The 16,028-nt window shown below is 31.2% G+C and carries 12 protein-coding genes and 1 other annotated feature; of the genes, 6 read left to right on the top strand and 6 right to left on the bottom strand.

Annotated features, from left to right (window positions below):
- Positions 1–6: 6 nt before the first annotated feature.
- Positions 7–528: a GNAT family N-acetyltransferase gene (locus CLOCEL_RS01520; protein WP_010075175.1), complete on the bottom strand. Its 522-nt coding sequence runs from the start codon at positions 526–528 to the stop codon at positions 7–9.
- A 113-nt stretch (positions 529–641) separates the two neighbouring features.
- Here CLOCEL_RS01520 and CLOCEL_RS23830 point away from each other — a divergent pair, with 113 nt between their 5' ends.
- Positions 642–899, top strand: a complete 258-nt coding sequence (locus tag CLOCEL_RS23830; protein ID WP_198283747.1) for a CPBP family glutamic-type intramembrane protease — start codon at positions 642–644, stop codon at positions 897–899.
- Positions 900–1,396: 497 nt separating this feature from the next.
- Entirely contained in the window at positions 1,397–1,579 is a 183-nt protein-coding gene (locus CLOCEL_RS23755; RefSeq protein WP_010075176.1) for a CD3324 family protein, read from the top strand.
- Positions 1,580–2,005: 426 nt separating this feature from the next.
- Here CLOCEL_RS23755 and CLOCEL_RS01510 read toward each other — a convergent pair whose 3' ends face one another.
- A complete protein-coding gene (locus CLOCEL_RS01510; protein WP_010075177.1) occupies positions 2,006–3,013 on the bottom strand; it encodes a phosphotransferase enzyme family protein in 1,008 nt (335 codons plus the stop codon).
- Positions 3,014–3,432: 419 nt separating this feature from the next.
- Here CLOCEL_RS01510 and CLOCEL_RS01505 point away from each other — a divergent pair, with 419 nt between their 5' ends.
- The 4 genes from CLOCEL_RS01505 to CLOCEL_RS01490 all read left to right on the top strand — a co-directional run bounded on the left by CLOCEL_RS01505 (position 3,433) and on the right by CLOCEL_RS01490 (position 11,301).
- Entirely contained in the window at positions 3,433–3,750 is a 318-nt protein-coding gene (locus CLOCEL_RS01505) for a hypothetical protein (protein WP_010075178.1), read from the top strand.
- Positions 3,751–3,848: 98 nt separating this feature from the next.
- Positions 3,849–4,130, top strand: coding sequence for a hypothetical protein (locus CLOCEL_RS01500; protein ID WP_242655200.1), 282 nt, complete (start codon positions 3,849–3,851; stop codon positions 4,128–4,130).
- Between the two features lie 370 nt (positions 4,131–4,500).
- Positions 4,501–4,980: a hypothetical protein gene (locus CLOCEL_RS01495; RefSeq protein ID WP_010075180.1), complete on the top strand. Its 480-nt coding sequence runs from the start codon at positions 4,501–4,503 to the stop codon at positions 4,978–4,980.
- A 774-nt stretch (positions 4,981–5,754) separates the two neighbouring features.
- Positions 5,755–11,301, top strand: coding sequence for a hypothetical protein (locus CLOCEL_RS01490; RefSeq protein ID WP_010075181.1), 5,547 nt, complete (start codon positions 5,755–5,757; stop codon positions 11,299–11,301).
- 52 nt (positions 11,302–11,353) lie between these two features.
- Here CLOCEL_RS01490 and metG read toward each other — a convergent pair whose 3' ends face one another.
- The 4 genes from metG to CLOCEL_RS01470 form a co-directional block, all read right to left on the bottom strand.
- On the bottom strand, positions 11,354–13,285 hold the full coding sequence (gene metG, locus CLOCEL_RS01485; RefSeq protein ID WP_010075182.1) for a methionine--tRNA ligase: 1,932 nt from the start codon (positions 13,283–13,285) through the stop codon (positions 11,354–11,356).
- A 270-nt stretch (positions 13,286–13,555) separates the two neighbouring features.
- Positions 13,556–13,788 (bottom strand) — a binding site (T-box leader).
- Positions 13,789–13,979: 191 nt separating this feature from the next.
- Positions 13,980–14,273 carry a hypothetical protein gene (locus CLOCEL_RS01480; RefSeq protein WP_010075183.1) on the bottom strand — a complete coding sequence of 98 codons (294 nt, stop codon included), beginning with the start codon at positions 14,271–14,273 and terminating at the stop codon, positions 13,980–13,982.
- Between the two features lie 128 nt (positions 14,274–14,401).
- Positions 14,402–14,971 carry a cytochrome b5 domain-containing protein gene (locus CLOCEL_RS01475; RefSeq protein ID WP_010075184.1) on the bottom strand — a complete coding sequence of 190 codons (570 nt, stop codon included), beginning with the start codon at positions 14,969–14,971 and terminating at the stop codon, positions 14,402–14,404.
- Positions 14,972–15,085: 114 nt separating this feature from the next.
- Entirely contained in the window at positions 15,086–15,781 is a 696-nt protein-coding gene (locus tag CLOCEL_RS01470; protein WP_010075185.1) for a class I SAM-dependent methyltransferase, read from the bottom strand.
- Between the last annotated feature and the right edge of the window lie 247 nt (positions 15,782–16,028).

Below are 16,028 nucleotides of genomic sequence, written 5' to 3'. Positions count from 1 at the left end.
TTTGTATCAAAGAGTAATCCAGTATCTTTGGGTAATCCTATCTTCTTCTGGCACTTCATTTTCTAATACACCATTGTTTGCCATGATGGTTCTAGCTGAAGCAATATTTTCTTTATCACAGGTAACCAAAACCTTACTTATGTTTAACTCTCTGCATCTTTCTAATGATAACCGTAGCATATCTTTTGCATAACCTTTTCTTCTCTCTGACTTTCTAACACTATAGACAATGTGTCCACCCACTTGAAATAGATAGTCGTTTAAACGGTGACGTATATTTATCATTCCTAAAAGTTTTTGGTCAGCTACTCTTATAGCTAGATATGTATCTGCAGGTACTAGTCCTTCTCTTACAGTTTCTTCTTTTGAATTGTCTCTAACCAAAGAAAACCATTCTGCTAAATCAGAATAGCCTTGTAAAAAGTTAGTTCCATCCATACTATCTCCATTTACCTCAAACTCCTTTTTATACTGCAATATTTGTTCTTGAAATTCTTCTTTAGGAGCAATAAGTTCTATCGATCTCATCCTGTACGCCTCTTCTCTTTTGAATATTTCTACTATTATAAAATACTTTTACATGCTTTGTATAGATAGGCTAAAAAGTATTATAAATAAGTTTTTTTATTTAATATATTCTTTTGTATCTATCTACAGGATTATTTGAAGAAGTTTTGTGCCGTGGTGTAATCCTAACTGTAATGTTACGTAAATGGGGAAATTCAAAAGTAGGCATTTATTTATCGGTTATAACTTCCAGTCTAATATTTGGTACAGCTCACATAGCGAACTTTTTATCAAATCGTTCTTTATTGCTTGCAACTGTTACACAAATAACCTTTGCATTTTTCATTGGCGTGTTTTTTGCAACATGCTTCTTAAGGAATAAAACCATATAGCCTGTAATTATTTTTCATGGTATCTTTGATATATTCGGTAGATTTAATGAAATTTCCATAGATGGAGGACTTCCCTAAGGTATTTCTACTATCACATCCCAAGAAGCTATATTTTTAATATTAGTCACATTTCCATTATTAGTTTATGGACTATTAATACTTCGTAAGGAATCTCCTTTTAAAGTTGATCAAATTTCAAATCTATATTATAATTGATATCTTGTATCTTAGTTGATATAATTTACAATATAACAAGTTACTGGAGGTGTGGTAAATTGACTTCTGCAATCGAAAATAAACAAAAGATATCTGTACTCTGTGCAAAGCCTGTAAGTATGACTTGTGGCGACAATTTGCACAGAGACTAATGTTAAAGTCGCCTATTGATAAACCAATATAAATTACAATTAATCATTGGTTATCTACAACCAAATATCATACATATTACAGGCTTTGTCTCTTAAAATTTTCATCATAATTTTAAGGAGATGAGCTTTATGGGATATGTAAAAGCTGAAACAATTTTACCTAATAACTTAATTAAAGAACTTCAAAAATATATTCAAGGAGAATATGTTTATATACCTGCTCAATCAGATACCCGAAAAAAGTGGGGAGAAAAATCAGGTAATCGAACCTATATACAAATAGGAATAAAGATATTATCAGAAAATATTTAAGCGGATCTTCAATTAAAGATCTAGCTAATGAATTTTTCCTATCTACTGATAGCATTAAGAAGATAGTCTATGGAAAACATCAAGAGAAACTTGATTCAGATGGGGTTTAATCCTTTTCTAAATCTTAACTTATATACGGTTGTTCCATTATTGTCTTTCACCATTACTTGAAAATTTCAGTGCTACAGTAGTTATATTAGCTGAATGGACAAATAAAAAGTTGCCACTGTTTTATTAACTCTCAGTGGCAACCTTTATTTTGGATATATTTATAACTAATATCATTACAGATACACAATGAAAATTTGTATCCTACATAGAAATTTTATTCATAAGACTACATCTCACATTAATAAGCCTAAGTTATTTAAAATAAACCTTTTATATTTTTGAAATAGATCTAAAAGCTTTTTCAAGCCAATCTATCTAGAATATGGGGTTTAATTCCAGCCACTTTTTAAGCATAATTATATCTTCATCAACATTTCTTATGACTGCACAATCTCCCCATGTATTTTGAAGAAAAGAAATATATAAAGTCCCAATATTAAAAATTCTTCTAAAGGGAATAAAAATGGCAATAGAATTTACTTCACTTTCATTCATTGCTCTAACCTTGTTATATCCATTTAAAAATTCAATCTTACGTTGCTCTCTCTTTTTTAACGTTGATACATCACTCCCCATGCTAAAAGGGAAAGCATACATTGATATATCATATGCCCTCCATCCATTACCACAGAAATCAAAGTCAAACAAGATAGGATTGTTATTTGCATCAAGCCGTATATTTCCACTATAGATGTCGCCGTGGCATATACCATATTGTGGTCTTTCAGTAGTTAAAGCTGCTAATTTCTTTTTTAAGTTTTTTGCAACGTCCTCTAAAAAATCTATGTCAAAATTATGAACATTAGAAAATTGTCTTATAGCCTCCATAGAATTATCTATAAATAAATGCTGATCTAAATTCCTCTTACAAATTTCAGGATCACATTTATCCCAAGCATTATGAATTGAAGCAATATAACTGCCTAGCTTCTCGTTTAATTTAGAAGTTTCTTCTATGCTGTCAAACTCATCTATTCCAACAGCCGTATATAATACGCCATATCTTGTCCCATTTACAGTATTAAACTGTAAAATGGACTTTCCATCACAATTACCAACAGGAAATGCAACTTCAATACCTGATACTTTAAGTTTATTAAGTAAATTAATTTCTGTTTGAATTTCTTCCATGGTTCTTATTCCTTGACGGTACACTTTAAAGTAAAACTCTTTATTTCCTACAATAACCTTATATATGTCATGGACACCTCTATAAAATAATCGACATTTTATTAATTCATTAGGAAAATATTCTTGTGTAATATAATCACAAAGTTCATTTGATGATACTACAGATACTTCCACTGGAAATAAATTATCCATCTTAATCTTCTCCTCATTCTATAATTAGGGAACTAACAGTTTAAGGTAGTCTTAACTTACAAAACATTATAGTACCATAGTCTATTATAGATAATCAAATTAGATAAAAAACCATATAGAACTGTTCTTTAGCTTTAACTTTATTCCCCAGCAAATTAGAATATGAATTAGTCATAGACTATTTTATATTTGTGAGGTGAAGTAAATTGAAAATTACTTTTAAAAATTATTCAGATAAGTTCGGATTTAATTTGGGAGAAAGAAGTCTAACTTCCTAAATTAAATTTAATCACCATAAATATATATCCTGGTAATATATTAACATATATACATCAGACTCTAAAAAGTCTTCTCATATAAGAGAAATATGTATAATGTACTCCTTATAGCACATACTAAAGCTAAAAAGGAGTCCTATAATGAAGAAATTTATTTTAAAATTTTTTTTTGTACTATGTCTAATTTTTAGTTGTTTTTCAGTATCAACTATGGCTCAAGTTCCGGATCTCACTGAAGGTCTTCATAAAGCTGATAACTTTAATCTTTCAAAAGATAAGCCACATTACATCCAAAACACCTCTCCAGATAGTTCAGCTTATGTACTTATTCTTGATGGAAATGAAAACTTACAACAAACTATACGTTTAAAGCCACAATCAGCAAAATATAAATTAGTGCCGCTAGAACCTGGTGCTAGGATTGTAATATTTGGTAATGGAATAGTGTCCATCACTTAAAAAATCGCCATTTAATTACAACTTAGTAGTGCTTATAACGGAAGGGTGATTATATGTTGAAAAAAATTATTGTGACATTCTTAATTTCACTATGTCTAATGTTTCAAAATCAACCGATATCAGTTATGGCTCAGACCTCTACATTAAGGGAAGGTTTTTATAGAGTTTCTAATCTAAATTTAAATCCTGGTAAAAGCTATAATATAGAAAACGTGTCTTTTAGTTCTCGTGTCGTAGTATTTATTTTAGATGATAATCAGATTATCCAGCAAGTTTTACGGTTAATACCTCAATCTGGAAAATTTAATATAATCCCAATGGAATACGTTTATAGAGTTGTAATCCTAGGTGATGGAGAGGTTCGCATAACAGAAATATAACTAATAAAATAATTTCTTACCATATCAAAAAAGCTGTAAACCATAAAGAAAATTTTATACATTCATGGCACTAATAAATTTCTTAGTGCCATGTTTTTTGTTTTTCCAACTTTATAAAAATAAATCTATGTATCTGTATAGGTGACTCTTAAATTATAGTAAGAAGTTTTCTAAATAGACCTATTACTTTAAAATCATCTATCTAATCAACTCTTAAAGAATATTGTAAAATAATCACATTATACAATATAATTACCTTAGACTGGTTTAATAAAAGTCTGCATTGATTTCAGTGACTGTATATGCATCTAATATAAAAAAGACTATTGGAGCTTATATAGTACAAGTTAATAAAGGAGAATAATTGATTATGAAAAAAAGATTAATTTTACTATCTGCATTAATAATTGTGATAATGTCAACTGCACTTATACTATCAAGGCCAAAAGGCTTAACTTCAAAGGAATCGCTAGTAAAAAGAGTAATGGAAATACAACTTACTATTGGTGAAGTAACTGATAATGAAGCAAGCGAACTTCGAAAAAATATAATTCTTACCTCAGAAAAACTTGATCCAAGTTGCATCCCAGGATTAGAAGCCTTGGGCATTACTATCCTAAGCCCATCAGAAATAGAACAAAAAACTAAAGAAGAAGGCAATTTCAAATTTCTAGTCTTCAATGACATAACCATTGATGAAAAAGAAGCAATTATAACTCTAAATACTATTTATACAAGACAGGAAGATAAGAAAATTGTCTATAAAGATTTTAGTGGACTGACTATTAGATTTCATAAATACTTTGGAAGGTGGTTTGAAGATCCATCCAGGGAAATCTATTGTATATAAATTACTACTGATTTATAATACTCTTCGCTAAAAATAAATCTGTGTCATATAAATTTCTTAATTTTGTAATGTTTTTATAAAACTGATATACCAGCTATCTATCATCAAAACTGTAGAAAGTTCCTATCTTTAATCAATTTAATATTAGAACTCACAAATTTATAAAAAATTATTCTAATTACTTATGTTTCACCCTTCTCTAATCCCTATAACCTTTGTATTCTAGAGCTATTTTGTTAAAAAAATTAACACATCTTCATAAACAAAATTTTACATACTGTTAATCCTATTTATTTTCAAATCCATTGATATTCCCACTTCTGTGTAATAAAATGTATTTAAGGTAATAATATGTATCGTTTTGAACTATAAAGAATTAAAGTAATATAAGGCCATCAATTCAAGTTTATATTAGTAGAGTTTGTAAAGTTTTTTTATTTTTTCAAATTATATATCGTCTAATAACCTTTAAAGTTTAATACAACATTATAAACAAAATAAGAATTTTATTACATTTTTTATTAACATTTAACATTTGGTGATTTATTCAACAAAAGCTAAATGCATTAACTCGAAAATTATGAGACTCATTTAGATGGCCTAAAAATCTTAAAGCGATAGACAAATGCTTATTATTACTGCGATCAATCTATACTTCAATTTTTTCACTTACAAGTATATGATTGGAAACTAACACATTTAAATTACATTTTATTCGATAACTTTTGTTTGGAGTAAAGTGTGATTAAATTTAAAGAGAAAAGGGGAATCTATATGTCAAAAAAAGTTCCAAAATCAAAATCTAAAAATAAGGCATCACGTCCTTACGCAGTATTTAGTTATGCTGTCATTGCATCTATGCTTGCACAAATCACTTATCCTCTAGCACCAGTATATGCTGTGGAGCAAGTGGCAACAACACAGGACAATATTAATTTAGTATTAAGTCAACCAAAACCAATAGATGTTGTTCTTACACTAGGATCAACTAACGTAAATGCTGCAAACTTCCAAAATGACTTAAAAGCTAAATTACAAGCTAAAGGTGTAGATTTAAACAGGGTACAAATTACGGCAATAGATACAAAGCAACAAAACTTGCAAAGTTCATTTACATGGATTCAAAACGTATCATCAAGTATTGGAAGTATAGCTATCCAAAACAATGGTACAAAGATTCAAATGTTTGGGAATCCAACAAACGCAGGTTTCAATAAGATATATACTGCAAACAATAATGATCCAGAGTTAAAAGAACAAACAATGAATTTTGACTATACTCTTGACTTTGGTGATTCCTTTGACGGTGCTGGTGTTTTGTTTAACACTAATGTAGTAAATGGTTTATTGAGTGGTTATGCAATATTCTTCCCACAATCTGGTGGAGGAGTAGCAAGAATCTATAAATTAACTAATTGGACAAATACCTATGCAGAAGATATAAGCTCTAATGCTAACGCACAGCAAATAGGAACTATGAATATGGGTACAAGTGGTTCCTTCACATTGAAGACTACTAAAAATGCTCTTAATGTATATAAGAGTGGAGCATTTTTAGGAACCATAGCTTTACCACAACACTTTGGTTGGGGATTAGGTTTCTTTGGTGACCATTACTCTCACGGTTGTAATCGAATTGGAGAATTCTCTCTAAATAACATATCACTTTCTCAAACAAAGTCTAAAGAATTTAATGAAATAATTCGTCAACCTTCTTGGAGAGATGACTCTCAACGTTATGTTGTAAATTTAGCAGACCAAACAATTAATGACTTTGATAGTCCTACTGTTTCAGGAGAAATCTTAACAAGATTAATAAATGAAAACATTCATTTCTTAGAATTAGGAACTGATGCTAACAAAGTTCAATCTGAAAACTTCATTCAAAGAAATAATGGTAATGGAGCATTCTACTACAATAATAATTATGATGTTGCAGTAACTAACGTTGCTGATTATATCGTAAATAGAATACAAAATACTGATCAACCTCAAGATAGTCCATATGTATTAGCAGGAACTCCATTAAATATCAATGTTTCACCTGAACAGTTTAAAACAAATACTGCTAATGCTGATTACCCACAAGGTAGATGGAAGCTAGATCAAGATTTTAATTACTTTGACAATAATTTAGGACAAGAAACTTGGTCAAACCAATGGAGAAACGACCTTCCAACAGAAATAGATAAACCAGGTAAATATGAACTTTGGTTTGGTGATACTCACCCAAGTCCACAATACATATATGTACATAGAAAACCAGTTGCAAACTTCTCTGTAGGTTTATCAAAAGGTGCTTCAAGTGCGACAGCAACTGTAACTAACCTTTCATATGACCCTGATAAACAATCAGATGCAGATAAAGGTATTGCAGAAGTAGAATGGAAATGGAAAGAAACAACCGCTACTACTTGGAATGAAGGAGCATTACCATCAGATCTTCCTTTAGGAAAGAACTACTTAGTTCAACTTAGAGTTAAGGATTATCAAGGAACATGGAGTAATGAAACAGCATCATATATAGCAACTGATACTGCTGTAGTTACTAAGCCTGTAGCTAACTTCACAATACCTTCATCAACAATTACAATGTACGAACCATTAAACGTACAAGATGTTTCTTATGAACCTTCAGGAAGAGCAATTGTTGATAAGACATGGACAATAACAAAGACAGGAACAGTAGTATACTCTGGTGCTACATTACCTGCTAACTTCACTGGTATTGGTTCAGGAAACTTCGTAATTAGCTTAAAGGTTAAAAATGACGCAGGCTTATGGTCAGAAGCATACTCAAGAGGAGTAACTGTAACTGTTGATAATCTTGCACCAGAAGCTATAATCACTCCCGCTAGCACACCATGGGGTACAACTGACGTAACTGTAACTGCTAAATTCACAGAACCAGGTGGAAGCGGATTTAGCGGACAAAGATATGCTATTTCTTCAAGCCCTGATGCTCCTACTACTGGTTGGTCAGACTGGAGTACTTCTTTAGATAGAGAAGTAACTGTAACAGACAGTGGAAAGATATATGTACATTTCGAAGCTAAAGATAATGCAGGAAACTTATTAAAGAGAACTGTAGGTCCTATCCAAATAGATAAGCAAACAGAATTAAATGCACCAATTATACATCACGATAAGGATAGTTTCACAATAGATACAAACAATCCTAACAGTCCTTCTGGAATCAAAGAAGTATTGTATAAAATAAATGATGGAGAATGGATTAAAGCAGGTGCAGATAATGTTATACCTGACGGAACTTATACTATAAGTGTAAAAGTTGTTAACAATGTAGGTTTAGAAAGCCCTGTTACTTCAGAAGTAATTACTTTTGCTATTTCATATGATAATTCTAAAACAGCACTAGATTTAGCAATGAATTTATTACTTCAATTAGAAGCTAAAACTCCACAAATACTACAAACAGATGTATATACACAAGCAACTTTAGATCAAATAAAGAGCCAAGTTGTATATGCAACTGATTTAGCTCCAAAAATTGTTGACGAAGCACAGAAACTAGAAATAGAAGCTAGAATTAAGTTCTTAAATAATAGAATTGCTATTATTCAACACTTAATAACTTCAAGAGATTTAGTAGCAACTATTTCAGGTGATGTTAATAGTTTCGTAATAAAATCACAAACAGGAACATCTTTTGATTTCTCTCTTATTACAAGAGAAAAAATAGAATTAATCAATAAAAATATTGAAGATGCTAAAGCTTCTCTTGAAGGTTTACCAAGTTGCCTAGGAAAAACTCTTCTTCAAATACAAATAGATGTATTAATTGATTCAGTTACATCAGCAGGATATGCTTTAGATGCATTTGAAGCTACAACTAAGGTAGACGGTTCAATTGTTGACTTAAGCACTCAAGAATATATAAATATTGCAATAGCTAATTATAATGCTGCAAAAGATAAAGTGTCTTTACTTCCATGCGGTCAAACAAAACTAGATTTATTAAATAAGTTAATAAATATTAGAATTACAATAGAAATAGCTCAACAAATACTAGATGCTAAAAATGCAGTAGCTAATATCGAAGGTTTAGGATTAGGTCTAAACTCAACACAAGATGATATTAACCTTGCAATTAATCTTTATATAGAAGCTAATGCTCTTGTGCAAAACCTTCCAGAAGGCCCAGCTAAGGAAGAATTAAAAGAAAGAGTTACAAAAATAAATATCGATATCGATATAGCAAAAAAATTACTTATTGCTAAAGCTGCTATAAGTAAACTTGAAGGTTCATTACCAAATGAAAACTCAACACAAATTGATATCGACATTGCAGTAAAACTTTACATCGATGCAAAAGGTCTTGTAGATCTTCTTCCAGAAGGAGATGCTAAAGAGACATTAAAAGAAAAGCTTGTATCAATCAATATTACTATAGACATAGCACAAAAAATACTTGATGCTAAAAATGCTGTAGTTAAACTTGAAGGTGTATTACCAAATGAAAACTCAACACAAATTGATATTGACATCGCAATCAAGCTTTATCTAGAAACTCAAGGTCTTGTAGATGCTCTTCCAGACGGACCAGTTAAACAAGGATTGAAGGATAAACTTGTATCAATCAATATTACTATAGAAATAGCACAAAAAATACTTGATGCTAAAAATGCTATAATTAAGGTTCAAGATGTATTGCCAAATGAAAATTCAACACAAGTTGATATTGACATTGCAATCAAACTTTACTTAGAAGCTCAAGGTCTTGTTGATGCTCTTCCAGATGGACCAGTTAAACAACAATTATCTGATCAGCTTCTACAAATCAAAATAACTATAGACTTAGCACAAAATATCCTTAATGCTAAAAATGCTGTAGCACAAGCTGAAGGTTTAATATTAAATGAAAACACTTCACAAGCTGACTTTGACATTGCAATCAACATTTATCTACAAGCTAAAGGTTTTGTTGATTCACTTCCAGATGGAGACCTTAAAGAAGGATTATTAAGCAGACTTGTAGCAGTTAAAATAAATATAGATTTTGTACAAACTATACTTAATGCTAAAAATGCTGTAATAAAAGCTGAAGCTTCAGTACCAAATGACTACTCAACACAAGTTGACATAGACATTGCTATCAAACTATACCTAGAAGCTTACGACCTTGTAGACGCTCTTCCAGATGGACAAGTTAAGCAAGATTTATTAAACAAACTTATACAAATAAAGATTACAATAGACTTATCACAAACTGCATTAAATGCTAGAAACCAAGTTGTAAAAGCAGAAACTGCAGCAAATTCTATCTCTGTTCAAGTAGATGTTGAATTAGCTATTAAAGAATTAGATACTGCTAAAGCTCTTGTTGATGCTCTTCCAGACGGAAACCTTAAGATTGAATTAAAGCTAAAAATCGAAGCTATTCAAGCTCGTATATACGAAGGTCAAGCTGATGTATATGTTAAAATTGCAGAAACAGCAAGTGTAAGCTTACCAACATATGATGCTATAACTATTGCTCAAAAGGCAAAAGATTTTGCAGAAGTATACATCAAAGAAAGCGTTGGAAATGCAACAGCAGCTACTGCACTTAATGACAGATTACTTCAAGTTCAAATCAAAATAAATATTGCAATAGCAACATTAAAAACAAATCAAGCTTCAAAGACTCTAGACCTTGCTGATGTTGACATTGCTCAAAAAGCAATTGACATTTTACCAGACGGAAACGAAAAAACAGCTATCCAAATTAGATTAAATCTAATTATAAGCATTATAAATTCTACTGGTGATGTTGATAACTTAAGAAAAATGCTTGTAGATTTACAAAATGGATTAAAAGGCGTTGATCTAAACTTAATCCTACTTTTCTCTAACAGAGATAAATTAAATGACTTATATAGCAAATCAGATGCATTAATCAATGCATATTTAAAAATTGCACCTTCTATCTATACACTTGGCGCAAATGATCCAACATTAAGCTGTGCTGAAAAAATTAAACTTGGTGAACTAAAGAGCAGTCTTTCAGAAATAAGTGGACTATCAAGATCTATAAGAATAATCTTAGATGACTCTACTGGTAGATCTAAAGTTGATGATGGTAATGTTCACTCTGTATTTAAATTTATGCTTGGATCTCGTTCAGTAGATTTAGCAACTAACTTTAACAACACTCTATTATTAGACTTAGATAGAACTGATAATATACAATGGGTATCTTTACATGGTGCTGTAGCTTCTGTTAATGATGCAGGAGTTGTAACAAGAAAATCAATGGGCATAGCTAAAATAGCTGCTTATAATGATCACGGAGTATACTACTTCAACCTTGCACTATAGTAAAAAATAACAATAAAAATGAGTTAAGGAAATTCCTTAACTCATTTTTTTCTTATCTTACTTGGCTTCCTGTTGGTAATTCTTCTGGAATTGTAACAGTGAATAATTTTGAATCATCGTCAGTTGATGCTGCAAGAATCATTCCTTGAGATATTTCACCTCTTAGCTTAGCAGCTTTTAGGTTAGCAACAAGGACAACGTATTTTCCTATTAAATCTTCTGGTTTATAGTATTGAGCTATTCCAGAGATAACCTGTCTTTCTTCTCCAGCTAAATCAACTTTTAATTTAAGTAGCTTTTTAGCACCCTTTACAGGTTCACAAGCAAGAACCTTTACTACTCTTAAGTCGATTTTTTCAAAATCTTCTATAGATATTTCTTCTTTTAATGGCTGCATTTGTTGTTTTGGTTGTTCAGCTTCCTTTAAAGCCTCAAACTCTGCAAGCTTAGCTTCAACATCTATTCTTGGGAAGATAACGTCGCCTTTTTCTAAAGTAACTCCTGCTTGAGTTCCATCGAAAGCTGATATACTATCCCAAGTAGCTACGTCTACTTTTAATTGTTCTTGAATCTTTGTTCCTGTCTCTGGTAAGAATGAACTTACAGCAACAGATGCAAATCTTAACGCTTCGATTAAGTTATATAAAACCGTTCCAAGTCTTGCTTTCTTGTCTTCATCCTTAGCTAAAATCCAAGGAGTTGTTTCATCTATATATTTATTAGCTCTTCTTATTAAAGTCCAGATTTCGTCTAGAGCTTGTGGTAGATTTAATTCATTAATTGCAGCTTCAACCTTTTTAGGCATATCAAGAGCAATGTTGATAAGTTCATTATCGATATCTTCTTTATCTGTTGGTGGTTGAATTACTCCATCAAAATATTTTATAACCATTGCTGTTGTTCTAGATAAAAGATTACCTAGGTCATTTGCAAGGTCTGAGTTTACTTTCTTTATGAAGATTTCGCTGTTGAAATTACCATCTGAACCAAATGGAATTTCATGAAGTAAGTAGTATCTTACAGCATCAGTTCCAAAATGGTTAACTAGAACTACAGGGTCTACTACATTTCCTTTTGATTTTGACATTTTTCCACCATCAACAAGTAACCAACCATGTCCGAATACTTGCTTTGGTAATTCTTGACCAAGTGCCATTAAGAAAATTGGCCAATAAATTGTATGGAATCTTATGATGTCCTTACCTACTAAATGAACATCACATGGCCAGTATTTCTTGTACAACTGGTCATTATCACTATCAAAGCCAAGAGCTGAAATATAGTTTGAAAGAGCATCCATCCAAACATAAACAACGTGATCTGGGTCAAATTCTACTGGTATTCCCCAAGTAAAGGTAGTTCTTGAAATACATAAATCTTGAAGACCTGGTCTTAAGAAGTTGTTTAGCATTTCATTCTTTCTTGATTCTGGTTGAATAAATTCTGGATGAGTTTCTATATATTCTATAAGTCTATCTGCATATTTACTCATTTTGAAGAAATAAGCTTCTTCCTTCGCTGTTTCTACCGGTCTTCCACAGTCAGGACATTTGCCGTCTACTGCTTGTGTATCTGTCCAGAAAGATTCACAAGGTGTACAGTACCAACCTTCATACGCACCTTTGTAGATGTCACCTTGATCATAAAGTTGTTTGAATATCTTTTGAACAGTTTTCTTATGATAATCATCAGTTGTTCTAATAAATTTGTCATAGCTTATATTCATAAGCTTCCATAAATCTTGTATTCCTGCTACTATTTCATCAACATAATCCTTTGGTGTAACACCTTTTTCCTCAGCTATTCTTTGGATTTTTTGGCCATGTTCATCAGTTCCAGTTAAAAACATAACGTCGTAACCTGTTAATCTTTTATACCTTGCAAGAGCATCCGCTGCAACTGTGGTATATGTATTACCTATATGAAGCTTTGCAGATGGATAATAGATTGGGGTTGTGATGTAATAAGTTTTTTCATTACTCATGTTTTCTTCCTCCTCAATGTTGCTATGTAGTCAATTAATGTATATATGTTCCCATAAAGGATCTTCTAAGGATATATTGATTTTTCAATATTTCTATAGAATTTTGATATAGTTTCAATAAATAGAACCTATATATTTTGGAATAAAGCTCTTCAGCACTTATAAAACTTTGTTTCTATGACACAGAATTTTAAATGTAGTTTCATTATTAAAACTTATGTAGTTTAGAAAATAAAAACTAAAAAACCTCTAAATAGGAAAGTAATCCTATTTAGAGGCGTATTATCGCTGTACCACTCTAATTTATTTCTTCATCACTAAAGAAACCTTTGTAAGTGACCATTATCACTCTGTCTTTTAACGTCGACTCTCACGGGTTATCCTAATTATTCAGACAACCTACTCAGGGGCCATGTTCACATAGTTCATTATCACCAGGTTTCACCAAATCCCGGCTCTCTTTAGATAAATTCCTAGGTTACTCTTCCCATCACTGCATTTCTTTTCAAAGCCAAATCCTACCCTATTCATCAATCCATAGTCTGATGACTGAAACTCTTCATTAGAAAAGCATTATATGAACAGGTAAAAATATCAAGCTTCAATTCCTTATTTACTACTTTATAATATTCCAAGTTTTTACCTATGTCAATCCTTTAATAAAGATTTCCACCTTGAACTTATATAAAAAATACTACAGATGTTTTTTTAGTTCCTCAACATTTTCTTCGTTATGTCGCAATACCTGAAAAAGACTCTTAAATATATTATCAATTCCATGAGCTTCTTCAGTTTTCTTTATTTTTCTCATTCTATCTGTATAATTAGGCATCGCATTGTTGTTTAGATCTGTTAGAAAGCATCTATAGCATTTGCACATCTTCTCTAATTTATTACAATAATATTTTATTATTTTCAGGTCATCCTCTATTTCTTTTATCTCCTTCTCACGTTCCTCCACTCTCTTGCTCTCTTCATATTTATCCATCGTTTCTCCCCCATATTATTTAAACTTCGTGTAAGACAAAGTTGTCCTTAGTGTATTTTATGACTGGGGATTTTAAAGGTTCCTTACGGCTAACCCTATTCTTTTAAAAACTCTAGCAGTTCTCAAAACTACATTAAACGCTGTTTTGTTTTGCTCTGTTCTAATAACTTAGATAAACCTGTGTCTTCCCATTCACTTACTAGTTTAATAGCATCTTCAATAGACCGTCCTTGTCCAACAAACACTCCAGCCATAATATATTTCTGGAGCACATGTTCAGTATTAGGTTCTACGTTAGCCTCTTCCAGTGCCTGATTAACTAATGGTGTAAGATACCTAATCCAATCATCAGGACTAAATGCATAGGTAGGCTCCGGTATATTTCTAGACCCTTTCTCATTATCACTTTCTATAAGTACCCCAACCTTAGGTACATCATGAAGGAGTTCAATTTCTCCATGACAAGAATCAAACTGCTTTGTTAAATCCTTGCCAGCCTTTATGTTAAAATGCTCTGCTCCTTCCCAAGTGGGTTCTTTGGTTACATCGTAAACTATCCCTTTTATCGCAACATAAGCAGACTTTCCATTACTTCCATCATATTGTGCCAACTCTTCTAAAGTAAAATTTTTTTCTTCTCTATAATTTTTACTCCTCATTAATTCATTGACAGCCCTTGCATCAATATAAAAAGCCATAGCTACCTCTTTAAAATTTATATCTATAAAGTCTATGATTATCCACTTAAGAAAATGTTGTCTAATAAGCTATTGTTATCTGTAAATTAAAGTTCATATTGAAAAATATGGCCATTACCTTTTTCTTAAAATAATATGATGAAAGAATGCTATTGCTTTATACTCTTCTAATTCACTTACCTTCAATTCAATTTCCAACATATTCTCCTGCCATGTCTCATCCTTTTGAATTTCTTGATTCTGTTGTAAATCCCAAAAGGTTCTCATTCCAAGGATTTTTTCTATTTCAAATTTATTTGACCATTCCAATATTTCTTTATCCTTGTAGTAATTAATCGTGCCAAACTGCTGTGCATGCCCATTTTTTCCCGCTAATAATTCGTTAGCATGTTCAAAATTATTAAGCAGCACTACCATTTGCATAACCCTTCCAGCCTTATTATGTTTTACAATAGAAAGAAATCCATCTTTCTTTAATATTCTTGAAAACTCTTCTAAAATTTCTTCTCTTTCATCTACATATTCAAAAACATTGTGACACAATATCATATCAAAGGATTCATCTTGGAAATTCTTGAGTCTATTCATGTCTCCTTTTATTTGTGTATAATTATTTTCTTTAAATCTATCCTGAAGCACCTTTTCATCTGGCTCAATTGCTATAACCTCATTGTCTATGGCAAAATGGTTAGCTGTCATGCCACTTCCACTTCCAAAGTCTAAAATTCTTTTATTATGGATGTAGTTTAGGTGCTCCCATGTCATTTTCTTTTGCAATAACTCCCAAGGAGCAATATTTTTATAATCCATACGCGATACCACCTATTGTTGTATATTATAATTATCTATTACTTAATTATAATATGTTGTATATCCCTAATCAAATATATAGATACCCATATCAAAAATTCAAGTTGTCCGTTAAATTTATCCCTTGCTTCTTTTGAATAGTAACAAAAATATTTTTAGTTATGACTGTGGGTATCTATAAACCCTCTTCCTTTAAAGTTTAAACATCTATCTAAAATATATCCTTATACTTAAATTAACGTTATAA

The sequence above is a fragment of the Clostridium cellulovorans 743B genome (assembly GCF_000145275.1).
GTDB classification, from domain to species: domain Bacteria; phylum Bacillota; class Clostridia; order Clostridiales; family Clostridiaceae; genus Clostridium_K; species Clostridium_K cellulovorans.
This window is presented reverse-complemented; position numbering and strand designations above follow the sequence as displayed.

Coding starts and splice junctions, on each gene's coding strand:
- CLOCEL_RS01475 (WP_010075184.1), bottom strand. CDS start 14,971: ATGGCTTTTTATATTGATGCAAGGGCTGTCAATGAATTAATGAGGAGT.
- CLOCEL_RS01510 (WP_010075177.1), bottom strand. CDS start 3,013: ATGGATAATTTATTTCCAGTGGAAGTATCTGTAGTATCATCAAATGAA.
- CLOCEL_RS01500 (WP_242655200.1), top strand. CDS start 3,849: ATGTTTCAAAATCAACCGATATCAGTTATGGCTCAGACCTCTACATTA.
- CLOCEL_RS01520 (WP_010075175.1), bottom strand. CDS start 528: ATGAGATCGATAGAACTTATTGCTCCTAAAGAAGAATTTCAAGAACAA.
- metG (WP_010075182.1), bottom strand. CDS start 13,285: ATGAGTAATGAAAAAACTTATTACATCACAACCCCAATCTATTATCCA.
- CLOCEL_RS01505 (WP_010075178.1), top strand. CDS start 3,433: ATGAAGAAATTTATTTTAAAATTTTTTTTTGTACTATGTCTAATTTTT.
- CLOCEL_RS01495 (WP_010075180.1), top strand. CDS start 4,501: ATGAAAAAAAGATTAATTTTACTATCTGCATTAATAATTGTGATAATG.
- CLOCEL_RS01490 (WP_010075181.1), top strand. CDS start 5,755: ATGTCAAAAAAAGTTCCAAAATCAAAATCTAAAAATAAGGCATCACGT.
- CLOCEL_RS01480 (WP_010075183.1), bottom strand. CDS start 14,273: ATGGATAAATATGAAGAGAGCAAGAGAGTGGAGGAACGTGAGAAGGAG.
- CLOCEL_RS01470 (WP_010075185.1), bottom strand. CDS start 15,781: ATGGATTATAAAAATATTGCTCCTTGGGAGTTATTGCAAAAGAAAATG.
- CLOCEL_RS23755 (WP_010075176.1), top strand. CDS start 1,397: ATGGGATATGTAAAAGCTGAAACAATTTTACCTAATAACTTAATTAAA.